Below are 24169 nucleotides of genomic sequence, written 5' to 3'. Positions count from 1 at the left end.
CCGACCAAAGAGAAGGGCATCGATGAACACCTTGACCACGGCGCGGGTGCGCCGCGTGCTCAACCGTCTGCGCGCCGAAGAGAGGCGGGAACGTCCCGAACTCGTGGCACTCGGCGGCGAGCTGGCCGACCGGGCGCGCCGCGTTCCGGACCGGCCGCGATACGACCTTCCGGTAGCCGAAATGAGCGAACTGTTCGCCGGGCTGCGCATCCCGGTGTCCGCCGAAACCGGGAACCTGCTTCATCTCCTCGCCCGGTTCGCCACCGCGAAGACCGTCGTGGAGTTCGGCACCTCGTTCGGTGTCTCGGCCATCTACCTGGCCTCAGCGGTCCGGGACAACGGCGACGGCCGGGTGATCGGGACAGAACTGCACCCTGACAAGGTGCGGGCCGCGCGCGCCAACCTCGCCGAGGCAGGGCTGGACGACCTGGTCGAGATCCGTGAGGGGGATGCCAGGACCACGTTGCGGGATCTGCCCGGCGAGGTCGACCTGGTGCTGGTCGACGGTTTCCCGGGAACACACCTGGAGGTTCTGCGTTTGGTGGAGCCGAGTCTGCGCCAGGGAGCACTCGTCGTCTCGGACGGCGTTCCCGGTGGCGGGGAGATCCTGCGCGACTATCACGACTACGTGCACGATCCCGCCAACGGGTATTCGACCATCGAGATCCCGCTCGGGGACGGCCTCGAGGTGTCGGTACGTCTTCGCTGACCAGCCGCCTATCCCGCGAAACCCGAAGCCGCGCCGGAGATCTCCAGCGCGGCTTCGGGTTTCGCTCAGGTCGCGGGTGTCAGCGGTGCCGGACGTTCCGGGCGACGAACGTGCGGATGTCGCGTACGAGGTCGTCCGGCCGCTCCATCGCGGCGAAGTGGCCGCCGCCGGAGAACTCGGTCCAATGCGTCAGGGTGGGGATGGTCTTTTCGGCCCATCGGCGGATCGGCCGGGACACGTCCTTCGGGAAGAAGGCCATCCCCACCGGCATGGTGACCGGCCAGGGGCCGCCCCAGGTCTGGTTGAACTGGTCGGGGAGGCGGCCGGACTCGTAGTAGATCTGCGCGCTCGACCCGGCCGTGGCGGTCAGCCAATAGAGCGTGACGTTGGTCAGCAAGTGATCGCGGGCGACCGCGTCCTCCGGCACGTCGGGCGCGTCCGCCCATTCCTTGAACTTCTCCGCGATCCACGCGAGCTGACCCACTGGTGAGTCGGTGAGCGCGTAGGCGAGCGTCTGCGGCCGGCTGGACTGGATCTTCTGGAAACCGAAACCGTCCAGCGCGAACCGCGTCGCGTGCGCCAGCCGGGCCTGCTCGTCCTCGTCAAGGCCGGTCATCGCGGCGGGGTCGTCCTGCGGCGGGAAGGCGACCAGCATGTTGATGTGCACACCGGACACGTGGTCCGGGGCTGCCAGTGCGAGCTGCAATGACGTCAGCATCCCGTAGTCGCTGCCCTGCGCGACATACCGGTCGTAGCCGAGCCGTCGCATCAGTTCCGCCCAGGCATCGGCGATCCGCGGAATGTCCCAGCCCGTGTCCTTGGTGGGACCGGAGAACGTGAATCCGGGAAGGCTGGGGACGACGACATGGAACGCGTCGGCCGGATCGCCGCCGTGCTTCCGCGGATCGGTCAGCGGTTCGATCATTTCCAGGAATTCGACGAAGGAACCCGGCCAGCCGTGGGTGAGAATCAAAGGGACGGCGTCCGGCTCGGGGGAACGGACGTGCAGGAAGTGAATGTTCTCGCCGTCGATTTCGGTGGTGAACTGCGGAAAGAAGTTCAACCTTTCTTCGGCGGCCCGCCAATTGTAGTCCTCGAGCCAGTACCTGGTCAGATCCTTGAGATAGTCGAGAGGGATTCCTCGCGCCCAGCCTGGCTCAGGACCCGCGTCGGGCCATCGAGTCTGCGCGAGACGCTGCTTCAGTTCGTCCAGTTCCCGTTGGGGGATATCGATACGAAAAGGCTTCATGCGAACTCCGATGCGGTGGTCTTTTCCGGCTGGATCAACAGTGTTCTCGGTGTTCGGAAAACCGTTGGCTGATCAGTCGTACCGTGCCAGGCCGCCGATTCCGGGCACGTCTTCGACCGTGCGCACCGCAAGCAGGGTTGAAGACGTGATCGAGCCGTGTCTGCGGCCAGCATGAGACGCAGCAGCGAAGCATTTCGCGGTAATCGTTCCAGCCCGATAGGGGAGGAGAAAAAGTGGCCTCAGCACTGATCCAGCCCAGCAGCGCCGGCTTCACGCCCTGGCCGGACGACATCGTCGCTCGTTACGTCGACGAGGGATACTGGGAAGGACGCCCGCTGGCCGAGTACTTCGCCGCCGTCGCGTCCGGCCGGCCGGACGAGACGGCGCTCGTCGACGGTGATATCCGGCTGACGTACCGGGAACTGATGGCGCGCGCGGAAGGTCTCGCCGGGCGCCTGCGTTCGCTGGGGTTGCGAGTGGACGATCGCGTCGTGGTGCAGCTGCCGAACTGCTGGGAACTCGTGGTCGTCCTGCTGGCCTGCTTCCGATCCGGACTGCTGCCAGTCCTCGCGTTGCCCGCGCACCGGGCGCACGAGATCGTGGGCATCGGACGGCGAGTCGAGGCACGTGCCCTTGTCGTGGCCGCCGATACACGCGGTTTCGACCACCAGGAGATGGCGCGCCGGGTCGTCAGCGAGGCACCGACGATCGAGTATGTCCTCGTCGCGGGAGACGAGATCGAGGATGGCAACCACGATCTGCGGGCACTCAGCGCCGCGGCGGGTGATCCGGGTTCCGAGCTGCCCGATTCCCGCGCGATCGCGCTCTTCCTGCTGTCCGGTGGGACCACCGGACAGCCGAAACTGATCGCGCGTACCCACGATGACTTCGCGTATTACTTGCGGCTGTGCCGGGAATCGGGTCGATTCGGTCCGGATACGGTCAACCTCGCGGTACTCCCGATGAGTCACAACTTCCAGCTGGGCGGGGTGCTCGCCACCCTCCTCGCGGGAGGCCGGGTGGTCTGTGGCTCGTTCACCGCCGCCGCCGCCGCGTTCGCGGCCATCGAACGTGAGCGGGTCACGATCACCGCCGCCGTCCCGACGATCGTGACCCGCTGGCTCGAACACCGCGAGGCGGGTTCGCGGGCGGATCTCGGTTCGCTGCGGGTCCTGATGGTCGGGGGCGCCCCGCTCGCCGAGCCGGTCGCGGTCCGGGTCGGCCGGACGCTGGGCTGCACGCTCCAGCACGGATACGGGATGGCCGAAGGATTGGTGTGCGCCACTAGCCTGGACGATCCCGAAGACGTGCGGGTGGCGACCCAGGGACGGCCGATGAGCCCGGCCGACGAACTCGCGGTGGTGGACGAGAACGGGGATCCGGTACCCGTGGGCACACCAGGATCGCTGCTCACTCGTGGTCCTTACACCCTCCGCGGCTACTACCGCGCGGAGGAGGACAACGCCAGGGCGTTCACTGCGGACGGCTGGTACCGGACCGGTGACATCGTGCGATTGCGGCCGGACGGCAACCTGGTCGTCGAGGGCCGGGAGAAGGACCTGATCAACCGCGGGGGCGAGAAGATCTCCGCGGAGGAAGTGGAAGATTTCGCCCAACGGGTGGACGGTGTGACGATGGCCGCCGCGGTCGCCATGCCGGATCCGGAACTGGGCGAACGCGTCTGCGTGTACGTCGTATGCCGTCCCGGCATCGCGGTGTCCTTGGTGGACGTGCTGGCGGTGATGAACCGGGCCGAGGTGGCCCCCTTCAAGTTGCCGGATCGCGTGATCCAGGTGGATACCTTACCGGTCACCAATATCGGGAAGATCGACAAGAGGGCGCTGCGAGCCGACATCGCGCGACGGTTGAGTGCGGGGGAGACCGCGGACTCCCTGGTGGGGAAGTGGTCGGTCACCGCGATCGAAGAGAGCCCAGAGCGGAAAGTCACCCGGCACGCGGTCTTCACCTTCACCGCGGACGGCAAGGGCGTCGTCAACACGTCGACCGGGTTCACCGGCAGCCTGACCTGGGGCCAGGATGGCGACGTCGTCCGCTTCGAGTTCGACCACGATCTCTTGCGCGGCTGGGGGGTTCGAGGTTTCCAGCAGGGAGTTCTCGCGGACGGCTTGTTCACCTCGAGCGGCCAGGTCGACGTCTTCGCGGCCAAGGGAAACAAGGTCCAGACCTTCCAGACGGAGATGTCCGCCGTCCGGCAGGCCGGCTGACCCGGATCCGGAGACAGGGAGAGCCATCGATGGTGAGCGAACACCTCGGAGAACACGCCGTCGTCCTGGGCGGTGGCATGGCGGGGCTCCTGACCGCCCGCGTGCTTTCAGACCACTACCGCCACGTGCGGGTGATCGACCGCGACACGCTCGTCGGGATGACCGCGGCGCGGCGCGGTGTGCCGCAGGGACGGCACGCGCACGCACTGCTGGCCAGGGGGCAGCAGATCCTTGAGCAACTGTTCCCCGGCCTGCTGGCGGAACTCACCGCCGAGGGTGTGCTCAGCTGTGACCTGGCGGGGAACCTGAGGTGGTACTTCAACGGTCACCCGCTGAGGCAGGCACAGTCGGGCCTGCTGAGCGTGTCGGCGACCAGACCAGAACTGGAAGCCAGCGTGCGGGCGAGGGTCGCCGCGCTGCCCAATGTCGAACTGCGGGAGCGAACCGTCATCCACGGAATCGTCGGCACCGGCGATGGCGGCCGGATCACGGGTGTCCGCGTCAGCGGTGAGGGCGGGACAGACGAGGAGGAAGTGATCGGCGGCGATCTCGTCGTCGATTCGACCGGACGAGGGAGCCGGGCTCCGGCTTGGCTGGCGGAACTCGGTTATCAGCGTCCACCCGAGGAGAAGGTCAAGATCGACCTCGCCTACACCACCCGCCTGTTCAAACTGAGTTCCGACCCCTACGGCACCGATCTGTCGATCAATTCCGTAGCTTCGCCCGCCAACCCCCGTGGTGCGTTCTTTGCGAAACTGAACGACCAGGTCGCCATGCTCTCCCTCACCGGGATCCTCGGTGACCACCCGCCACGCGACGATGAGGGCTTCCTGGAGTTCACGCGTTCCCTTTCCGCGCCGGAGATCCACGACACGGTCCGGAATTCCGTGCCGATCGACGAAGTGGTCACCTTCCGTGTCCCGGCGAGCGTGCGCCGCCGGTACGACCGGCTCACCCGGTTCCCCGAGGGGTTCCTCGTCATCGGTGACGCCGTGTGCAGCTTCAACCCCGTGTACGGCCAGGGGATGACCGTCGCGGCCATGGAAGCGCTCGCCCTGTCCGAGCATCTTGCCGAGGGTCCGGCCAGGCCGTTGGACTTCTTCCGTGAGCTGGTCCCGATCGTGGACGTACCGTGGGAGATCTCCGCGAGCGGCGATCTCGCGTTCCCTGGGGTGGCAGGGAAACGGACGCTCAAGACCCGGATCGGCAACGCCTACATCGCCCGGCTGCACGCGGCCGCGCGGTTCGACGGCAGGTTCACCAAGGCCTTTTTCCGGGTGGCCGGTCTGGTCGACCCCCCGCAGGCGCTGATGCGTCCCGGATTGATGCTCGGCGTACTCCGTGCTTCGTGTCGCGCCAAGAACCGACCATGACCCAAGGCGGTCACTCTCATCGCTATGCCCAGGAGGTATACCCGTGAACCAGTTCGTCGGCGACCGAGCGATCGTGCTCGGGGGAAGCGTGATCGGGACTCTGGCGGCCAGGGTGCTGTCCGAGACCTATCGGGAAGTCATCGTGGTGGACCGGGACAAAGTGCTGGGTGTACGCGAAGTGCGCCGCGGGGCACCGCACGCCGCGCACGCCCACGCGTTCCACAGCCGCGGCTTCCGCATCGTGCACGAACTGTTCCCCGCCCTGCCCGCCGAACTCGAGCGCGCCGAGATCCCGGTACCCGATCTCGGCGAGATGCGCTGGTACTTCAACGCGCGGCTGATCCGGCAGACGAAAACCGGTCTGCTGTCCATCGGGGCGCAGCGGCCGGTGATCGAGGACATCCTGCGGTCGCTGACGGCTTCGCTGCCGAACGTGACGTACCGCGAACAGGTGGAGTTCGTCGGGTACCTGACCGACGCGACCCGGGAGCGGATCACCGGTGTCCGTCTCCTGACCGCAGAGGACAGTGTGCTTGAACTCGAAACGGATCTGGTCGTGGACGCCACCGGACGTGGCTCGCGCACCCCGGCGCTGCTGGCGGCACTCGGCTACGAACGCCCGCCGGAGGAACGGATGCGGATCGGCCTGACCTATACCACCCGGCTGTTCCACCGGCGCGAGGGAATGCTCGACGACACCCAGTCGGTCAACCCGGTCGCCTCGCCCGCGCATCCGCGGGGTGCCTTCTTCGGCCGCGTCGGCCCCAAGACGTGCATCCTCTCGCTCACCGGCATCTTCGGTGACCGGCCGCCGAAAGACCCCGAAGGTTTCCTGGCCTACGCGAAGTCGCTCCCGGTTTCCGAGGTGTACGAAGCCGTACGCGACGCGGAGCCCATGACCGACGCTGTCACCTTCGGCTTCCCGGCGAGTGTTCGGCGGCACTACGAACGGCTCGTCCGCTTCCCGGATCGACTGGTGGTGCTCGGTGACGCGGTGTGCAGTTTCAACCCCGTCTACGGTCAAGGCATGATGGTCGGCGCGATGCAGGTGATCGCGCTGCGCGACCGGCTTTCCGTTGGCACGCCGTCGGATTCGCTCGGGCTGCGGCAGGACATCGCCGCTGTGGTCGACGATCCTTGGACCATTTCGACCAACGGGGACCTCGACTACCCCGGCGTGCCCGGCGAGCGAACGCCGGATGTGCTGGAGGGCAACAAGTTCATCGCCCGGCTGACCGACGCGGCCACCTCGGACCCCGCGCTGACCGAAGCGTTCCTGAAGGTCGCCGGCCTCGTCGAACCTCCGGCCTCGCTGATGAATCCGGACGTCGTCGCCCGGGTGGAGAAGCACGTTCCCGCGTAGCGGCATCGGAGCCGCTACGAGTTCCGTTACCGATTCCGCCTCGCTCGAAAGAGGTCTTGGCATGGTGAAGATAGTGGTGTCCGCGTGTGTTCTCGTGACAGGTTGCGTCGCGGCCAGGACCATCGCCCGGCGAAGGCTCCGGCTCGGCCGGAGCCGTGGCTGGAGGAACGCCGAGGCGTCCGCGAGCCGGAACAGCCGGAGCATGACGTGACGACGGTCCTCGGCATCTCCTGCTATTTCCACGACTCGGCCGCGGCGATCATACGGGACGGCGAAGTCGTCGCAGCCGTGGAGGAGGAACGATTCTCCCGCAGTAAACACGATGCTTCCTTCCCCGCGGCCGCGATCGAGCACTGCCTCCGGGCAGCCGGCGTACGCGGCTCCGAACTGGATCTGGTCGTCTTCTACGAGCGACCGCTGGTCAAACTCGCCAGGACGTTCGTCACGGGAATCGCGTCCTGGCCACGTGGCCGGAACGTGTTCCGGCGCAGCCTGGCCTCGTGGGCGGACGAACGGATCTGGATCCGTTCGACCATCGTCCGTGCCCTCGGCATCGACCCTGGCCGGATCCTGTTCTGTGACCACCACATCGCGCACGCCGCCAGCGCCGTGTTCGCGTCACCCTTCGCCGACGCCGCGACGCTGACCGTCGACGGCGTCGGCGAATGGGCCACCGCGACGCTGGGGCGGGCCTCGACCGACCTCGGCTCGGGTACTCGCAACAGTCTCGAACTCAGCGCGGCTCTGGAGTTCCCCGATTCGCTGGGCTTGTTCTACTCCGCCCTGACGCAGTACCTCGGATTCGAGGTGAACGAGGGCGAGTTCAAGGTGATGGGACTGGCCGCCTACGGAGTGCCGCGTTACCGGGACGAGCTGGCCAAGATCTGCCGCATCGCCGAGGACGGGTCGCTTTCGCTTGACCTGCGCTACTTCGATTTCCACAAGAGTGACAGTCGCGCCTTCAGCGACCGGTTGGTGAAACTGCTCGGGCATCCGCCACGCGATCCCGCGCGGCGGATGGACTTCGATCCGGAAACGGGGCGGATGCGCACGGCGGTCGATCGGTACTACGCCGATGTCGCGGCGTCCGTGCAGCAGCTGTGCGAAGACGCCGTGGTCGCGATGGCGTGCGCGGCTCACCGGGTGCACCCCTCACCGAACCTCGCGATGGCGGGAGGAGTGGCACTCAACGGGCTGGCGAACGCCGCGGTGCTGGCGCGTACCCCCTTCGAGAACCTGTACATCCCGCCTGCCCCCGGCGACTCCGGTGCGGCGCTCGGCGCCGCGTTGCACGGTTACCACGTCGTACTCGGCCGTCCCCGTCGCTACATCGGCCGGGACGCGTACCTGGGGCCCGGCTACGACGACGCGCGGATCTCCGGCACCCTCGCCGCGTGGGGTATGGCGGCGGAAGAGATCGACGATGACAAGCTGCCCGCGTTGGTGGCCGGTGAGATCGCCGAGGGACGGGTCGTCGGGTGGTACCAGGGCAGATCGGAATGGGGTCCCCGGGCGCTGGGCCATCGCAGCATCCTGGCGGATCCGCGATCGCCGGGGATGAAGGCGCGTATCAACGAGAAGGTCAAGTTCCGCGAACAGTTCAGGCCGTTCGCCCCGATGGCCGCCGCGCGGGCGGCGGGGCAGCTCTGCGGGGGCCCTGTGCTGCAGGACCCGACCAGGTTCATGCTCATGGTCCTGCCGGTGCTGCCCCAGGCCGAGGCCGACCTCGGCGCGGCGAGCCATTTCCGCACCGCGCGTCTGCAGACGGTCCACCCTGGCCAAGACGATCTGCTTGAGCGACTGCTCGACGCGGTCGAGGTCCACACCGGACAGCCCGTGGTGCTCAACACTTCCTTCAACCTGAAGGGAGAACCCATGGTCGAAAACCCGGCCAACGCCATTTCCACCTTCCTACGCAGCGGATTGGACACGCTGGTTATGGGTCATCATGTGGTCAAAAAGAGTTGACTCGGCGATCCTCAATGGACGGTACGAGGCTGCTCCGCAGCTGGAGATCTACGACGGTCTGGAGCCGCGAGTGCACCCCTGGGTGGCGATGTCCGCGCCCCGCGGTGTCCGGACCGCCACCGTTTCGACCGACTACCAGGGATTCCGGCGGACCCCGACGTCGTCAGGGGTGGTGGACTGCGCCACCCCGGCGGCAGACGGCGTGGTGCTCGGCGGTTCCTTCGTCTTCGGGGTGGGCGCCGAGTCCGATCAGGACACCGTTACGGCTCACCTCGCCCACCTTACCGGCCGGAGCTGGCGAAACCTCGGGATCCGGGCCGGAACCTCGACCCATGAACTGGTGGCCGCCCTGCCGTTCCTCGAGGGCGACGGGCAGGTGGTGGTCTGCTCCGGCGCGAACAACCTCATCGCCGGCCTGCAGACGAACCGGCCGCACGACGTATACGGTCCGCTGTTCTTCGAAGAGACCTTGCTGAAGGTTGGGACGCGTTCGATGCACGACGTGGCCGCGCTGATCGAAGGTGAGGCGAGGCCGGGCCGGAACGGCGCGGTACGGAGTGTTCCCGAGCCCGAAGGCCCCGGCGGCCTCACCTTCGACCAGCGTCGCACGCTCGCTCTCGAACGACAGTTGCGAGACTTGCGTTCGCTGGTTCGGCTCGCCGGTGATCCCGGCCAGATCGTGTTCTGCGCGCAGCCCTTCGTGGACAAAAGCGCCCGCTCGCACGTTCCGGAGGAGCAGCCACTGCTCGGACTGCACGACCGGCAGTTGGGGCAGTCGTGGGAGCGCATCCGCGAGTACGCACTGGCCGCCTGGCCGCGCTACACGGAGGAACTGGGCAACCGGTGCGGTGAACTGGGTGTGCGGTTCGTCGACATGCCGGCGAACCGGTTCCGCGGCTGGACTTTCGTGGACAGGCTGCATTGCCGGGGCGAGGGGTACCGGCAGGCCGCCGAGCTGATCGTCGCGGCGCTGTGATGGGCTTGCTGGACGCGGTGCTCCGCCTGCACGCGCGCTGGACGCGAGGGATGCTCCGGCGTCGGCCGGAGGGCCGCGGAGACTTGGCCGGGCAAACGGAATCCGCGCCGAAGGACAACGTGTACCCACTCTGGTGAACCGAAAGTGTCGGGCCTGGCCGCAACTGGCCGGGCCCGACGTAATTGTCGCCGATGACTTCATGGATGGCGGCCGCCGTGCGAGCGTTCTCAGCTGATTGTCGGGCTGGGTGACGCCGGCGAGGTACTCAACCATCTCCCGCACACGCGATCCTGGACCGAAGCACGGCGGACAGCGGGGACCGTGCCCTGTCGGACGAGGCCCCCGCCGGTATTCGCGATGGTGCGCCGCTCAGCAGGAAACCCGGGAAACGGGGCTGAAGAACGTCCGGTCGATCATCTTCGGCTCGCCGATCTTGAGCGGGTTCCCGGAGTCGTCGTTGACGGCAAAGCTCTCTGACGCAAAGTGACCGCACTCGCCAAGGGTGTGACTGAAGGCGACGACGTAATCCGGGTCGTAGGCACGGCATGCCCTCAGCAAGATCGGGTCGACGACCCCGGCTCGGTGTGGGACGAGGGCGAACCCAGCCCCGCCCCAGATCTTTCCAGCGAGAAAGAGAGCGCGACGGGCCCAGTAGGACCAGTTGTCGCCCCCGTCGAACACGATCGCCACCCGGGCGGGTCGCAGACCACGGTTGATCACCGAGTACTTCATCGGCAACGCGTCACTCACAGCCATGCCGTGACAGACGGTAACAAGATCAGAGTCGTTACAGGAAGCGTCTTGTGACCGCCAGATGAGCCGCAATCCGAAGACGTACTTACCACACCACACTGGTTAGTCTGAAAATTCACTCTGAGCGCTTCCCGTGGCCGCCTGGACCTCTAAGTGAATGTTTGAATAAACGAATTCCCCTACGCTTTACGCCGTTTAAGTCAACCGCGAAAACGTTCCTTGTGCTTCAATAGCCGAATGTCCACATTGGCCTGCTTCATTCTTCCATGGGTCGTTTCTCGATCAGAGATAGCTTGGCGCCGCTGGTTGGGACGGTCAAAACCTGGAGATCGAGCAGTGGTGACACCCATGACAAGCGCGTGACTCTGGAAGTCCCTCGGCAGGCTTGTCGGCGCCCAGCCGAGGAGGGCTCTTGGATCGACTGGGAAGCGTTGTCAACACTTGGTGACGATGTCTGCGCAGGTCAGATAACTTTGGTGAGATATGGGACGCGGACGCCAAGCGTGCTCGCCCAACTTGCCGGCCGGGGCTCAGGCTCGTCAAGCTCCGAGCGTTTAGCGCTCAAGATGCAGTCCGAATCGCTCCCGACCAACTGTTGCCGGTGGCTCCAGACGACGTCTGGAGCCACCGGTTTTATCTACGTACATGTAAAAGTCAGCCGTGCTGGCTGGCCCACCATTTCTGGCCGGCTTCGGGCAGGGTGGAGATCGGGTCGTAGTAGGGGTAGCGACGCCGCAAGGCTTCGGGGTCCTCGTGTTCGATCCCGGTCCGGTAGTTCTTGGTCCAGTAGGAAATGCCCAGCTCACGGTCATAGTCGGCGAGCTGATGGACCCAACGCTTGCCCACGTACGGGACATCGCAGACGATCCGCGGCGTGGCGTAGCCCGGCAGGTAACCCATGATCGCATGCTGCAATTCTTGGGCTTCCCAGACGGCCACGCGCCAGTGCTCGGCGTTGGGGATCATGTCGCACATATAGAAGTAGTACGGCAGGATGTTCGCCTCGCCTTGCAGGGCGAAGCACAGGTCGAGCAGTTCGGCCGGGGTCGCGTTGACGCCCTTCATCAGCACGCCCTGATTGCGCACGTCGCGGACGCCGACGTCGAGTGCGGTCCTGGCGGCTTCCGCGACCAGGGGGGTCACCGACTGGGCGTGGTTGACGTGGGTGTGGATCGCGAGGTTCACGCCGCGGCGCTGCGCGGTGCCGGCGACGCGTTCGAGGCCTTCGACGACCTTCGGCTGGATCCAGTGTTGCGGCAGGGCGGCGAGAGCCTTGGTGGCGAGCCGGATGTCGCGGACGGTGTCGATGTCCATCAGCCGCATCAGGAACGACTCCAGCTGCGGCCACGGCACGTTGGCGACGTCACCGCCGGAGACTACGACGTCACGCACGCCGGGGGTCTTCTTCAGATAGTCGATCATCGCGTCCTGGCGGTCGACCGGTTTGAGCGAGAGCTTGTGCTTCTCGACCTGCTCGGTGGAGTTGCCGACGAGGTCCATTCGGGTGCAGTGCCCGCAGTACTGGGGGCAGGTGGAGATCATCTCGGCGAGGACCTTGGTGGGGTAGCGGTGCGTCAGCCCCTCCACGACCCACATCTCCGCCTCGTGCAGTGAGTCCCGTTCGGAGTGCGGATGGCTCGGCCACTCGGTGTCGCGGTCGCTGCGCACCGGGAGCATGTAGCGGCGGATCGGGTCGGCGTACCAGGCCTCGGTCACCTTCGCCGGGTCCGTGCCGGCGTGGGGCGCCACGGTGTTGATCATCTGCGGCGGCAGCAGCATCGACATCGTGGCCATCTCGCGCTGGTCGGCGAGCATGTCCTCGTAGAAGCGCTCCTCGAGCAGGTCGCCCATGAGGGCGCGCAGTTGCTTGGCGTTGCGGACGCAGTGCACTCGCTGCCACTGCGCGTCACGCCACTCCGCCTCGGTCACGTCGTGCCAGCCGGGGAAGCGGCGCCAATCGGGTTCGATCAGCTCGACACGGGTGTAGTCGTAGGGCTGATCGTAGGCGGCCACCGGCGAGGTCGGTTCCTGGATCGCAGTCACTTGTACTCCTCGTCGTCGGAAACGCGTGAAAATATCCTGTCACATCGTTCGGAAGACGTAAATATTCCTGTTTGCGTAGTGTGTCGAAGTCATGCCGACCCGCCGGTCACGTCGTCGTCCGCACGCTGCAAACTCGGGAGGGTGACGAACGCGCGAACCACGCTCCTGCTCGGCGGGCGCATCTACAGCCCCTCGGCTCCCGACGCCACCGCCATGGCGGTCACCGACGGCATCGTCGTCTGGGTGGGACAGGACGGGCCGGCCAAGGTACTGCATCCCGACGCCGAGGTGCTCGACCTCGACGGCGCCTTCGTCGCCCCGGCCTTCGTCGACGCGCACGTCCACGCCACCGCGACCGGTTTGCACCTCACCGGGCTGAACCTCGCGGGGATTCGCGGTGCCGGTGAACTGCTGGCCGCGGTCCGCGACGCAGTCCGGCCCGGTCAGGTGCTGGTCGCGCACGGGTGGGACGAATCCCGTTGGTCCGACGGCAGGCTGCCCAGCCGCGTGGAGATCGACGAAGCCTCGGACGGAACCCCGGTGTACCTCAGCCGAGTGGACGTCCACTCGGCGCTCGTCTCCAGCGCTCTCGTCGCGCTCGCCACCGGAGTGCATGAAGCACCGGGCTGGTCGGCCGATGGACCGCTGACCCGTGAAGCCCACCATCTCGTGCGTGCCGCGATACGCGAGGCGATCACGCCGCGGCAGCGCCGCGAAGCACAGCGCGCCTTCCTCGCCGAAGCCGCCGCGCGCGGAGTCGTCAGTGTCCACGAATGCGCGGGCCCGGACATCTCCGGCGCCGAAGACCTCACCGACCTGCTCGCGCTCGCCTCGGAACCGGGACTGCCGGAGGTGATCGGCTACTGGGGCGAACGCGGCGGGGTCGACACCGCCCGCGCCCTCGGCGCCAGGGGGGTGGCGGGCGACCTGTTCATCGACGGCGCACTCGGCTCCCGCACCGCCGCCCTGCACGAGCCGTACACCGACGCGCCCGGCGGCTCGGGGACGCTCTACCTCGACGCCCCTGCCATCGCCGAGCACATCAGCGCCTGCACCGAAGCCGAACTCCAGGCCGGTTTCCACGTCATCGGCGACGCCGCCGTCGCCGAGGTCGTCGACGGATTCCGGCTCGCGGAGAAGACCGTCGGCCGCCGGGCGCTGGCCGCCCGGCACCACCGGCTGGAACACGTCGAGATGATCGACGTCGACCAGGCGAAGGCGCTCGCGGGCTGGGGCGTGGTCGCGTCGGTCCAGCCGCGGTTCGACGCCGAATGGGGCGGCGATCAGGGTATGTACGCCGAGCGCCTTGGCGCCGGGCGGGCCGCGACGCTCAACCCCTTCGCCGCCATGGCCGCTGAAGGGCTCCTGCTCGCCTTCGGCTCCGACGCCCCCGTCACGCCGGTCGACCCGTGGGCCACCGTCCGCGCCGGGACCTATCACCGCACCCCGGGCTCGGGGCTGTCCGCTCGCGCGTCGTTCACCGCCCACACCCGGGCGGGACACCGCGCCGCCGGGGTCGACGACGGTGTCACCGGCAGCCTGGTTCCGGGTGCTCCCGCGCACTACGCGATCTGGGACGCCGCGGACCTGGTCGTCGCGACGCCGGACTCGCGGGTGCAGCGCTGGTCGACCGATCCGCGGGCGGGTGTCCCGCCGCTGCCGAACCTGGCGGAAGGGGCGACGCTGCCCCGTTGCCTGCGCACGGTCCGCGATGGGCAGGTCATCCACGACGTGTTCACCCGGGCGGCCTAGGGTTCAGGAGTGTCCACGACCGTGACGAACCCGGATCCCGAAGCGGCGCCTCGGAAGCGGTTCTCCCGCGCCTGGCTCCTGCGTTTCCTCGTCGCCGCGGCGTCGGGTTTCACGTTGTACCTCAGTTTCGCGCCGCGTCCGTTGTGGTGGCTCGCGCCGCTGGCGTTCACCGGCTTCGCCCTGGTGGTGCACGGACGCCGGTTCCGGGGCGCGTTCGGCTACGCGTTCGTGTTCGGGGTGGCGTTCTTCCTGCCGCTGCTGACGTGGCTGCTGGATTTCCTCGGCCCCGGCTTCGGACCGTGGCCGTGGCTCGGGCTGGCGATGGCGCTCTCGGTGTATCTCGGCTTCGGCGGGGCTTTCGCCACCGTGGTGTGGCGGCTTCCGCTCGGACCGTTGTGGGCGGCCCTCGTGATCATCGCGCTGGAGACACCGCGGACGTGGTTCCCCTTCGGCGGGTTCCCGTGGGGCCGGGTGGCCTTCAGCCAGCCTGAGGGCGCTTTCGTCTCGCTGGCCTCGATCGGCGGCGCTCCGCTGGTCGGTCTCGCCGTCGTGCTGACCGGTTTCGGGCTCGCGGCGCTGTGCCTGCGGCTGAAGGGCGCGGATCCGCGCCGCTCCCTGGTGGCCACGTCCGCGCTGACACTGGTGCCGGTGGTGGCGGGTCTCGCGATGTGGCCGACGATCGGCACCGAGGCGCAGCACGGCGAACTCACCGTCGCCACGGTGCAGGGCAACGCCCCCGACATCGGCCTGGCCCTGGAAGGCCGCCGCGACGAGCTCCGGGACGACCACCTCGCCGAAAGCGCTCGCCTGCTCGAAAAACTCAAGGCGAGCGACACGAAAGTCGATCTGCTGATCTGGCCGGAGACCGCGATGGCCATGCGCACCGGCGACACCGGTGTCGATCAGCTGGTCCGCGACTACGGCACGCAGGCGATCATCGGCGCGTTGGTCCGCCTGCCGGACGGGAGCGCGCAGAACTCCGCGCTCGTCTGGGATCCGGTCACCGGCCCGGGCCAGCGCTACGCCAAACAGCAGCTCGTCCCGTTCGGCGAGTACGTCCCGGCCCGTGAGCTCGCGAAGCTGGTGACACCGTTCGTCGACAGCGTGGCGAACATGACACCGGGTGACGGCGCCAACGCCGCCCTGTCCGTCGCGGGGACCAAGGTGGGCGTTTTCATCTGCTACGAGACCGCGTTCGACTACCCCGCCCGGGAGTCGGTCGCCGACGGCGCGGAACTGCTCGTCGTGCCGACCAACAACGCCTGGTACGGACCGGGGGAGATGAGCTACCAGCAGCTGGCGATGTCGCGGCTGCGCGCGGTCGAACACGGCCGCGCGGTAATCGTCTCCGCCACCAGCGGGGTCAGCGCGATCGTCGCGCCCGACGGTTCGATCACGGCCTCCACCAGCCTGTTCACCGCAGACTCCCTGGTGGGGCGCGTACCGCTGAGGCAGCAGACTACGCTGTCGGATCTACTCGGTGTGACGACGGAGTACGGGCTGCTGGCCCTGGCGATCGCCGGGGTTACCGGCGGGTACGTGCACCGTTTCCGCACCCGGCGCGCGAGCGCCGCCAAGGCAACGAGGGAAGCGGCGGGCTGACCCGCCGGAACACGGAGGAAAAGCGGATGGCGCAGGCGCCACGGGGGGCCCAGGAAATCGACCCGGTGCTGGTGGTGGTCCCGACGTACAACGAGCGGGGGAACATCGGTCCGATCCTGGAACGTCTGCTCGACGCACTCCCGAACGTGAACGCCCTTGTCGTCGACGACGGCAGCCCGGACGGGACCGGTGACGTCGCCGACGAGCTCGCGAGGGCCGACGAGCGGATCCACGTCATGCACCGGACCGAGAAGGCGGGCTTGGGCGCCGCGTACGTCGCGGGTTTCCGCTGGGGTCTCGCCCGCGACTACGCCACCATCGTCGAGATGGACGCCGACGGCTCGCACGCGCCGGAGGATCTGCCGCGGGTGCTGGCGGCACTCGAGGACGCCGATCTGTCCATCGGCTCCCGTTACGTTCCCGGTGGCAACACGGTGAACTGGCCGTTCCAGCGCAAGGCGTTGTCCTGGGGGGCCAACTTCTACGCCAGGATCGCGCTGGGCACGAAGATCAACGACATCACCGCGGGCTTCCGCGCGTACCGCCGCACGGTGCTGGAGAAGCTCCCGCTCGACGAGATCGCCTCGCGCGGCTACTGCTTCCAGATCGACCTGGCGTTCCGCACGGCGCTGGCCGGGTTCGAGGTGGTCGAGGTGCCGATCACCTTCACCGAACGTGAGGTCGGTCAGTCGAAGATGAGCGGTTCGGTCGTGCGCGAGGCGATCGTTCTGGTCGGCCTGTGGGGGATCAAGCGTCGCTGGCAGCAGCTTCGCGGGCTGGTCAAGAAGAGCTGACCCCCAGCACGCTCACCCCGAGCCTCCCCAGCTCCTTCACCGTCGGTTCGCCCGGCGGCGCGTCGGTGATCACGCCCGCGACGTCGGAGAGGGGGAGCACGGTGAACGGCGAGGCCGCGCCGATCTTCTCCGAACTGGCCAGCACGTAGGTGTCGGCCGCCCGTTTGGCGAGGGTGCGTTTCATCGCGGCCTCGTCCGAGTCGCCGGTGGTGAGCCCGGTCTGCGGGTGCACGCCGGTGACGCCGAGGAAGAACAGATCGGCGTTGACGCTCATCGCCGCTTCCGCCGCGGTCGCTCCGCAGGTGACGGCCGAGTGCTTGAAGAGCCGTCCGCCGATCAGGAACACCTCGACCTTCGGATGCGTGACGAGCGCGGCCGCGACCGTGGGGCTGTGCGTGACGATCGTCGCTTCGAGGTCGACGGGGAGCGCTTTCGCCAACGCGAGCGCGGTGGTCCCGCCGTCGAGGATGACGGTCGATCCCAGCCGGATCAACGCTGCCGCACGTTTCGCGATCCGGTTCTTGCCCGCGACGCTGACGGCCATACGCGTCGCGTAATCCGCGGTGGCGGGGGAGACCGGCAAGGCTCCGCCGTAGACCCGCTGGCAGAGTCCGGCGTCGGCGAGTTCCCGCAGGTCGCGGCGGATACTGTCCTCTGATATGCCGAGTTCGGCGGCGAAGTCCTTCGCCACGATCCGGCCTTCGGTCTTCAAGCGTTCGAGCAGCAGGTCGCGGCGTTGCGCAGCCAACATGTGCACGTTCCTCCTTGTTCTTGCCGATTGTTGCACATTAGGCTTCCGGTTCATGAGCAAACCTCTGCTGATCCTCATCGCCGGGCCGTTCCGCTCCGGGACCGGTGACGACCCCGAGCTCCTCGCCCGCAACCTCGCCCGGCTCGAAGCGGCCGCGTGGCCGATCTTCCGCAGCGGGCACGTGCCGATGATCGGCGAGTGGGTCGCGCTCCCGGTGCTGCGTGGCGCGGGCGGGCGGACCGTCGCCGACCCGATCGCCAAGGAGATCATGTACCCGACGGCCGACAGGCTGCTGCACCACTGCGACGCCGTCCTGCGCCTGCCCGGGGAGTCGACCGGCGCCGACCAGGACGTCGCCATCGCGCTCTCCCGCGGTCTGGCGGTGTATCACCGTGTCGAGGACATCCCGGGGTACCGAGCCGCATAATGCGTGACTCGACCGCGTGTGACGTTTCCGGGGGAAGGTGAGCCGTGACCGGCAAGGTCTGCGGGATGTGCAAGGGCCCACTGCCGGCGAGAGCGGGTTCGCGCGGGCGTGTGGCCCTCTACTGCTCGGCCGCGTGCCGCCAGCGGGCCTACCGGTCACGGCACGACCCCGCCCCCGACGTGGACGCTCTCATCGCCCAGGTCGGCCGCGCCGCGAACCGGCTGGCGCCTCGGCCGCTGGAGGTGTTCCTCACCGACCTCACCTCACTCACCTCCGACGTCGGCAGGTTGCGGCGCATCGCTCGACTGGCGCTGCGGGCCGAAAACGAAAGCGTCACACCGGTGCCCGTGACGGAAACCGTGGACGAGGTCGCCTTCGCCGGGAAGATCGAACAGCACCGACGAGAGCTGCGCGTGCACTGCTACCGCATGGCCGGGTCCTACGACGACGCCGAAGACCTGGTCCAGGAAACGTTCCTGCGAGCCTGGCGCGGCCGCGAGGGCTTCGAAGGCCGGTCGAGTTTCCGTGCCTGGCTCTACCGCATCGCCACCAACACCTGCCTCGACTTCCTGCGGCGCACCAAACGGATTCCGCGCCCGTACGACTCGCTGCCCGGCGTCGAACAGCAAGGCGAACCTCCGCAGTTCCTGCCCTGGCTGCAGCCGTTCCCGGACAGTCAGCTCCCCTCGGCGGAAGCCGAACCCGGTGAGATCGCCGAGACCAGGGAAACGATAGAACTCGTCTTCCTCGCCGCGATCCAGCATCTCCCGCCGAAGCAACGGGCCGTGGTGATCCTCAACGACGTCCTCGGCTGGAAGGCCGCGGAAACCGCCGAACTGCTGGACACCACTGTCGCCTCGGTCACCAGCGCACTCCAGCGCGCCCGTCCCACCCTGCGCGAACGCCTGCCGGAACGCCGCACCGACTGGGCACGGAACGTCCAGCCGACCGAGGAGGAGCAAACGATCCTGCGGCGGTACATGGCCGCCGCCACCGGCAGTGGCGACAGCCGGGTCATGGCCCAGCTGCTGAGGAAGGACGTGCTGGTCACGATGCCGCCGAACCCGCTGTGGTTCTCCGGCCGCGACGTCTTCCTCGACTTCGTCGCACAGTCCCTCGACCCCGCGTCGCCGACGTACTTCGGCGAATGGAAACACCTCCCGGCCACCGCCAACCGCCTCCCCGCCGCGGCGGGCTACGTCCGGCGTCCGGGTACCCGGATCTACCGCGCACAGGTGCTCGACGTGTTGCGGATCGAGGAGGGGAAGGTCGCGGAGATCACCGCTTTCGAACCGCATTTGTTCCCCGCCTTCGGGTTGCCGCTGACGATCAGCTGAGGACCGATGAGATCCACGCTCCTTCCGCGTCTCAACGGTCGAAACCCGATCACGCGGAAGGAACACGCTCATGAACCTCCAGAACAAGAACGCGGTCATCTACGGCGCGGGCGGATCGATCGGCGGCGGGGTCGCCAAAGAGTTCGCCGCCCGCGGCGCCCGCGTCTTCCTCACCGGCCGCCATGAACCCCCGCTGACGAAGCTCGCCGACGAGATCGAGAAGACCGGGGGACTGGCCGAAATCGCCGTCGTGGACGCCATGGACGAGACCGCCGTCGACGCGCACGCCGCGTCCGTCGTGACCGAGGCCGGCAGCCTCGACATCTCCCTCAACCTCGTCCCGCGCGGCGACGTCCAGGGCACCCCGCTCGTGGAGATGTCGGTCGAGGACTTCGTCCGCCCGATCACCACCGGCGTCACGACCAACTTCATCACCGCCCGCGCGGGCGCCCGGCACATGATCGCGCAGGGCTCCGGCGTGCTCCTCGCTCTCGACAGCGGATCCGCCCAGGGCAGCCCCGTGATGGGCGCGACCGGTTCGGTCGACGCCGCGCTCGACACCTACCTGCGCAATCTCGCCGTCGAAATCGGGCCGTACGGCGTCCGCGCACTCGGCATCTGGGTCGCGGGAATCCCGGAGACGTTCACCCCCGAGAAGCTCTCCGCCGTGAACAACCAGCTGCCCGCGAGCCCGGAGATGGTGCAGAACGTCCTCGACGGCCTCAGGGAGGCCCGGATGACCAAGCGGTCACCGCGGCTCGCCGAGGTCGCCCGCACACTGGCGTTCCTCGCCTCGGACGACGCGATGGGGATCACCGGCACCTTCGTCAACGTCACCAGCATGTTCCCCAGCTGACCGGGTCACCCGGAGTTCCGCCCATCACCGGGCCGGCCCCTGGCCTGGTCCGTGAAGGCCTCCTTGAGGGACTCTGGGTCCCTCAAGGAGGCCTTCACGGACTCGATGATCGTCACGTTCGCCCACCTGCATCAGTAGTCACATCATGTACTCAGGCGGGCAAGTCCTCGTGACACGGCGAAGCCCCCGCGGCGGGAGGTCGCGGGGGCTTCGCCGGTTCTTGGTGGGGCTAGCTACTTGTGCCGTGCGTCAGGCGGACCGGGTGGTCCTGCGTCCCTTCAGCTCGGCGAGACGTTCGTTGAGCAGATCTTCGAGCTCCGGAATCGAACGACGCTCCAGGAGCATGTCCCAGTGCGTCCTCGGGGGCTTGACCTTCTTCTGCTCCGGCTGCCCGCCGTCCACGATCTCGGACTCGCTGCCGTGCAGCCTGCACTCCCACACCGAGGGGATCTCGGCATCGTCGGAGAACGGCACCTCAAACTCGTGGTTCTTGGGGCAGGCGTAGCGCACGGTGCGGCGGGGCGCGAGGTCGTGGTTGCGGTCGGTCTCGTAGCTGACCGCTCCCAGCCGGCTTCCACGGAGAACACGGTCGGCCATGATGGGGGTCCTTTCAGTCAGCTCCGGGTGGAGCCAGGGTGATGCTCACCCTATGCAACGACGATGGGGGTCAGAGGATTCCCTGAACAGCATGTCCTTGCTCACGATGAGCTGTGTCACCCGGTGGCAACAGCTTCTCCTAGTAGGAGTCTTTTCGCGCTCTGGCGTGACGTCAATACGGCCATCTTGGTGCGGATATCCCCCAGATGGGCTAGTAGTACGCCTGTCACGTCAACCGTAACTGACCGTGTTGGGCCGAGGCGGGCCCCAGGTCGCCCAGTCGAAAGTGCCGTCGGCACAATACCTGATAACGGACCGTGTTCGGTTCGCCCTCGGAACGTGATGCCGATGAAGTTTCAACGACCAACTGCTCGGTATCCGCCACCACGACGGTGTCCCCGGCCCGCAACACCTCGCCGTCGGCCACCCTCGCGTTGAACCGCCCCGTCTGCCCGCACCAGCACAACACCTCGACCTGAACGGGCTGCAACTCGTCCGCCAGCTCGAACAACCGCGCGGCCCCCGGGAACAACATGCTCCGGAAATCCGTCGCGATCCCGAAGCAGTACACGTCGATCTGGACGTCATCGGCCAGTTCAGCCAACTGGTCCACCTGATCAGGCGACAAGAACTGCGCTTCGTCGACGATCAAGTAGTCCACGTGCCGCCCGGCCGCCCACTGCTCACGCACCAGCAACCGCAGGTCGGTCTCGTTCCCGACCTCTATCGCCTTGCGCGTCAACCCGATCCGGCTGGTGATCTGCGGCTCACCGGACCGGTCGTGGCGCACCAGCACCATCCCGCGACGACCCTGCCGCGCGTGGTTGTGGTCGATCTGCAACGCCAACGTCGACTTCCCGCAGTCCATCGGCCCGTAACAGAACTTCAACTTCCCGACGACCGGCACACCCCGCCGTGAGCCCGCCACCGGCACCGACGACAACGCGTCCGTGGGGTCCGGGCCACTCTCCTTCAGTACGGTCACGACGCTCGACCCTATCGGCACACCCCGCCGTCACAGCACCGCCGGTGGCCGGTTGCCCGCCGCCTCGATCGCGCGGCGCACCGGCACCAACCACACGAACACGAAACCGAGCACGAAGAAGATCACCAAAGCGATGATCGCGTACCGGAACGAACCGGTGATCTGCCCGACCGCGGCGAACAACAACGGACCGAGCCACGACGTCCCGCGCTCACCCACCACGTACAGCGAGAAGTACTGCGCGTCCTTCCCCTCGGGGATCATCTGCCCGAACAACGACCGCGACAACGCGTTCGTCCCACCGAGCACGAGCCCGATCCCGACCGCCACCGCGTAGAACTGCAGCGGTTGACCGGCCTCGATGAAGTACGCGAAGCACAACACGACCACCCAGGCCACCAGGCTCCCCAGAATCGTCTTCTTCGCCCCGATCCGAGCCGCGATCGCACCGTGAACCATCGCCCCGGCGTACGCCAGGAACTGGATCACCAGGATCGTGACGATCAACACCTCGGTGCTGTACTTCAGCTCGTCCTTGCCGTACTGCGCCGACACCGCCACCACCGTCGTGATCCCGTCGGTGAAGATCAGGTAGCTGCCGAGGAACGCCAGCGTCAGCGGATAGGCCCGTGCCTCCTTGATCGTCTGCTTCAGCTCCGCGAACCCGGCCGTCAGCACCGACAGCCCCCGCTCCGCCGACTTCGGCACCTGAGTCCGGGGGAGTGCGCGCACCGCGGGGACGGTGAACACCGCCCACCAGATCCCCGACGTCAGGAAGCAGATCTGAACCGCCAGATGTTCGCTCACCCCGAAGAAGCCATGCCCCGTGAAAAACCCCAGCTGAAGCGCCAACGCCAGACCACCGCCGAGATACCCGAACGCCCACCCCCTCGACGACACCGCGTCCCGCTCGTCCGGCTCCGCGATGTCCACCAGGAACGAGTAGTAGACGACCAGCGCACCGCCGTAACCGATGTTCGCCACGATGAACGTCCAGACCCCGACCTCCCAGTTCGTCCCCGCGATGAAGAACATCAATGCCGACGCCACCGCGCCCAGGAACGCGAACCCGCCGAGGATCCGCCGCTTGTGCCTGCTCCGGTCCGCGATCGCGCCGGCGATCGGCAACACCAGCACCTGAGTCACCGTCGCGATCGACAGCAGATACCCCCACAGCGAACCCGCGGGGAAGTGCAGTCCGAACAACGAGACGGCGCAGTTCTGCAACGTGCTCGAAGCACCACTCGAATCGGTGCACGCCCTGTCCCCGTTAAGGGTGAAATTCACCCTGGCATCCGCAGACGCGATATCGCTCAAATAGAGCGCTCCGAAGACGGTGATGACCGACGAATAGAACGGCGAATTGGCCCAGTCGTAGAGGTACCAAGCCCGCCACACCCGCTTGCGTTCACGGGTCACGGCCACCGTCATGCACTGCTCCTGAAGTCGAAAACGTCGAGGTCAGCGGGAGACTACTGGTCATCGAGCCCGCCTGTCCGGCACAAGACGGGACCGTGTTCGTTTCGACGCGAGACGAACCCTTCCCGGCAACCTCCGCGACCATCACCGGCGTGTCACCGCCACGCGCGACGTGTGTTTCGTGTGAGGCTGGCGTGACGGTTGTGAAGCAAGTGTCCGGAATTTACTGTTCCCGCTCATGAGGACCCATCGCCTTCGCACAGCACACCGCGTAGTGGCGAGAACGCTCCTGCTCGCTCTCGCCGTCACGAGCCTGCAAATCGCCACCACCGGATCCGCCGCCGCGGACCCCCACGCCTCCCACTGGGCCAAGCTCCGCATGTGCGAATCGAGCGGCCGCTACAACATCAACACCGGCAACGGCTACTACGGCGCCTACCAGTTCGACCTGCCCACCTGGCGCAGCGTCGGCGGCCAAGGACGCCCCGACCAGGCCAGTCCCCGCGAACAGGACCACCGGGCCCTCTACCTGTACCGCATGCGCGGCTGGCAACCCTGGGAATGCGCCGGCAAACTCGGCTTCCGCAACGACAAGGACGCCCGCAGCAAACGCGTCCCGTCCTATGCGGACTCCGCCTACATCGGCGGAGGAGGACAACCCGCCCCGCCACCTCCACCCAAGCCGAAGCCCGCCCCGCCCGCTCCGTCCGGCGGCCCCAAACCCGCCTGGCCCGGCGTCGTCTACGCCTACGGAGACTGCGCTGCGCCGCTCAAACAGTTCCAACTCCGGATGAACGCCTTCGGCTACGGCTTCACCGGTACAGGCTGCTACTACGACAAGACCCGCGAAGCCGTCCTCGCCCTCCAGCGCGCCAACGGCATCAACGACTCAGGCCGCCTCGGACCCAAGACCTGGGACGCCGCCTGGAACGGCAAACCACCCCGATAGCGCTTCACCACCCGCAATTCGTCACCTGCTCGCGCCGAGAG

20 protein-coding genes are annotated in these 24169 nt (G+C 67.5%); 13 read left to right on the top strand and 7 right to left on the bottom strand.

Features of this window, described 5'->3' with window-relative positions; genetic code table 11:
- Positions 1–22 precede the first annotated feature (22 nt).
- The gene (locus P3102_RS18580) at positions 23–709 is read left to right on the top strand and encodes a class I SAM-dependent methyltransferase (RefSeq protein WP_276370956.1); all 687 of its coding nucleotides are present in this window, start codon (positions 23–25) and stop codon (positions 707–709) included.
- Between the two features lie 79 nt (positions 710–788).
- Here P3102_RS18580 and P3102_RS18575 read toward each other — a convergent pair whose 3' ends face one another.
- Complete coding sequence (locus P3102_RS18575; protein WP_276370954.1) at positions 789–1958, bottom strand: epoxide hydrolase family protein; 1170 nt, start codon at positions 1956–1958, stop codon at positions 789–791.
- A gap of 233 nt (positions 1959–2191) precedes the next feature.
- On the opposite strand from P3102_RS18575, the gene P3102_RS18570 reads away from it, so the two are divergent.
- From P3102_RS18570 to P3102_RS18550, 5 genes are all read left to right on the top strand, one after another.
- On the top strand, positions 2192–4183 hold the full coding sequence (locus tag P3102_RS18570; RefSeq protein ID WP_346660186.1) for an AMP-binding protein: 1992 nt from the start codon (positions 2192–2194) through the stop codon (positions 4181–4183).
- A gap of 32 nt (positions 4184–4215) precedes the next feature.
- A complete protein-coding gene (locus P3102_RS18565) occupies positions 4216–5556 on the top strand; it encodes an FAD-dependent monooxygenase (RefSeq protein ID WP_276371235.1) in 1341 nt (446 codons plus the stop codon).
- Between the two features lie 43 nt (positions 5557–5599).
- Complete coding sequence (locus tag P3102_RS18560) at positions 5600–6919, top strand: FAD-binding monooxygenase (RefSeq protein WP_276370953.1); 1320 nt, start codon at positions 5600–5602, stop codon at positions 6917–6919.
- A 207-nt stretch (positions 6920–7126) separates the two neighbouring features.
- Positions 7127–8887, top strand: coding sequence for a carbamoyltransferase N-terminal domain-containing protein (locus tag P3102_RS18555; protein ID WP_276370951.1), 1761 nt, complete (start codon positions 7127–7129; stop codon positions 8885–8887).
- Positions 8868–9863 carry a hypothetical protein gene (locus P3102_RS18550; RefSeq protein ID WP_276370949.1) on the top strand — a complete coding sequence of 332 codons (996 nt, stop codon included), beginning with the start codon at positions 8868–8870 and terminating at the stop codon, positions 9861–9863. Before P3102_RS18555 ends, P3102_RS18550 begins: the two co-directional genes overlap by 20 nt.
- Before the next feature lie 369 nt (positions 9864–10232).
- Here the strand turns inward: P3102_RS18550 and P3102_RS18545 are convergent, their stop codons facing one another.
- On the bottom strand, positions 10233–10595 hold the full coding sequence (locus P3102_RS18545; protein ID WP_276370947.1) for a hypothetical protein: 363 nt from the start codon (positions 10593–10595) through the stop codon (positions 10233–10235).
- Between the two features lie 675 nt (positions 10596–11270).
- A complete protein-coding gene (locus P3102_RS18540) occupies positions 11271–12659 on the bottom strand; it encodes a lysine 2,3-aminomutase (protein ID WP_276370946.1) in 1389 nt (462 codons plus the stop codon).
- Between the two features lie 141 nt (positions 12660–12800).
- Here P3102_RS18540 and P3102_RS18535 point away from each other — a divergent pair, with 141 nt between their 5' ends.
- From P3102_RS18535 to P3102_RS18525, 3 genes are read left to right on the top strand one after another with little or no spacing between them, the layout of a single operon-like run.
- Entirely contained in the window at positions 12801–14411 is a 1611-nt protein-coding gene (locus tag P3102_RS18535) for an amidohydrolase (RefSeq protein WP_276370944.1), read from the top strand.
- Between the two features lie 9 nt (positions 14412–14420).
- The gene (gene lnt / locus P3102_RS18530) at positions 14421–16013 is read left to right on the top strand and encodes an apolipoprotein N-acyltransferase (RefSeq protein WP_276370942.1); all 1593 of its coding nucleotides are present in this window, start codon (positions 14421–14423) and stop codon (positions 16011–16013) included.
- A 26-nt stretch (positions 16014–16039) separates the two neighbouring features.
- Complete coding sequence (locus P3102_RS18525) at positions 16040–16807, top strand: polyprenol monophosphomannose synthase (RefSeq protein ID WP_276370940.1); 768 nt, start codon at positions 16040–16042, stop codon at positions 16805–16807.
- On the opposite strand, the gene P3102_RS18520 is transcribed toward P3102_RS18525, so the two are convergent.
- The gene (locus P3102_RS18520) at positions 16794–17558 is read right to left on the bottom strand and encodes a DeoR/GlpR family DNA-binding transcription regulator (protein WP_276371233.1); all 765 of its coding nucleotides are present in this window, start codon (positions 17556–17558) and stop codon (positions 16794–16796) included. The two genes, P3102_RS18525 and P3102_RS18520, sit on opposite strands and share 14 nt — an antisense overlap.
- Before the next feature lie 52 nt (positions 17559–17610).
- On the opposite strand from P3102_RS18520, the gene P3102_RS18515 reads away from it, so the two are divergent.
- The 3 genes from P3102_RS18515 to P3102_RS18505 all read left to right on the top strand — a co-directional run bounded on the left by P3102_RS18515 (position 17611) and on the right by P3102_RS18505 (position 20178).
- Positions 17611–17985, top strand: coding sequence for a DUF4406 domain-containing protein (locus P3102_RS18515; RefSeq protein WP_276370939.1), 375 nt, complete (start codon positions 17611–17613; stop codon positions 17983–17985).
- A gap of 44 nt (positions 17986–18029) precedes the next feature.
- The gene (locus P3102_RS18510; RefSeq protein WP_276370937.1) at positions 18030–19322 is read left to right on the top strand and encodes a sigma-70 family RNA polymerase sigma factor; all 1293 of its coding nucleotides are present in this window, start codon (positions 18030–18032) and stop codon (positions 19320–19322) included.
- A gap of 70 nt (positions 19323–19392) precedes the next feature.
- A complete protein-coding gene (locus tag P3102_RS18505; protein WP_276370936.1) occupies positions 19393–20178 on the top strand; it encodes an SDR family oxidoreductase in 786 nt (261 codons plus the stop codon).
- Positions 20179–20427: 249 nt separating this feature from the next.
- Here P3102_RS18505 and P3102_RS18500 read toward each other — a convergent pair whose 3' ends face one another.
- From P3102_RS18500 to P3102_RS18490, 3 genes are all read right to left on the bottom strand, one after another.
- Positions 20428–20775, bottom strand: a complete 348-nt coding sequence (locus tag P3102_RS18500; RefSeq protein WP_005151365.1) for an RNA polymerase-binding protein RbpA — start codon at positions 20773–20775, stop codon at positions 20428–20430.
- 226 nt (positions 20776–21001) lie between these two features.
- Positions 21002–21760 (bottom strand): thymidine kinase, encoded by a 759-nt coding sequence (locus tag P3102_RS18495; protein WP_276370930.1) that lies wholly within the window; start codon positions 21758–21760, stop codon positions 21002–21004.
- Positions 21761–21790: 30 nt separating this feature from the next.
- Positions 21791–23191: an MFS transporter gene (locus P3102_RS18490; RefSeq protein ID WP_276370928.1), complete on the bottom strand. Its 1401-nt coding sequence runs from the start codon at positions 23189–23191 to the stop codon at positions 21791–21793.
- A gap of 262 nt (positions 23192–23453) precedes the next feature.
- Between P3102_RS18490 and P3102_RS18485 the strand changes: the two genes are divergently transcribed.
- Positions 23454–24128, top strand: coding sequence for a transglycosylase family protein (locus P3102_RS18485; RefSeq protein WP_276370927.1), 675 nt, complete (start codon positions 23454–23456; stop codon positions 24126–24128).
- Positions 24129–24169: the final 41 nt, after the last annotated feature.

The sequence above is a fragment of the Amycolatopsis sp. QT-25 genome (assembly GCF_029369745.1).
Taxonomy (GTDB): Bacteria; Actinomycetota; Actinomycetes; order Mycobacteriales; family Pseudonocardiaceae; genus Amycolatopsis.
Note: the sequence above shows the minus strand (reverse complement) of the source record. Positions and strands in the feature narration are given on the sequence as shown.

Bases quoted from the DNA above. Each gene is read 5' to 3' on its own strand.
- P3102_RS18545 (WP_276370947.1), bottom strand. From the start codon at position 10,595: ATGAAGTACTCGGTGATCAACCGTGGTCTGCGACCCGCCCGGGTGGCG.
- P3102_RS18575 (WP_276370954.1), bottom strand. From the start codon at position 1,958: ATGAAGCCTTTTCGTATCGATATCCCCCAACGGGAACTGGACGAACTG.
- P3102_RS18515 (WP_276370939.1), top strand. From the start codon at position 17,611: ATGAGCAAACCTCTGCTGATCCTCATCGCCGGGCCGTTCCGCTCCGGG.
- P3102_RS18505 (WP_276370936.1), top strand. From the start codon at position 19,393: ATGAACCTCCAGAACAAGAACGCGGTCATCTACGGCGCGGGCGGATCG.
- P3102_RS18500 (WP_005151365.1), bottom strand. From the start codon at position 20,775: ATGGCCGACCGTGTTCTCCGTGGAAGCCGGCTGGGAGCGGTCAGCTAC.
- P3102_RS18520 (WP_276371233.1), bottom strand. From the start codon at position 17,558: ATGTTGGCTGCGCAACGCCGCGACCTGCTGCTCGAACGCTTGAAGACC.
- P3102_RS18525 (WP_276370940.1), top strand. From the start codon at position 16,040: ATGGCGCAGGCGCCACGGGGGGCCCAGGAAATCGACCCGGTGCTGGTG.
- P3102_RS18580 (WP_276370956.1), top strand. From the start codon at position 23: ATGAACACCTTGACCACGGCGCGGGTGCGCCGCGTGCTCAACCGTCTG.
- P3102_RS18490 (WP_276370928.1), bottom strand. From the start codon at position 23,191: ATGACGGTGGCCGTGACCCGTGAACGCAAGCGGGTGTGGCGGGCTTGG.
- P3102_RS18550 (WP_276370949.1), top strand. From the start codon at position 8,868: ATGTGGTCAAAAAGAGTTGACTCGGCGATCCTCAATGGACGGTACGAG.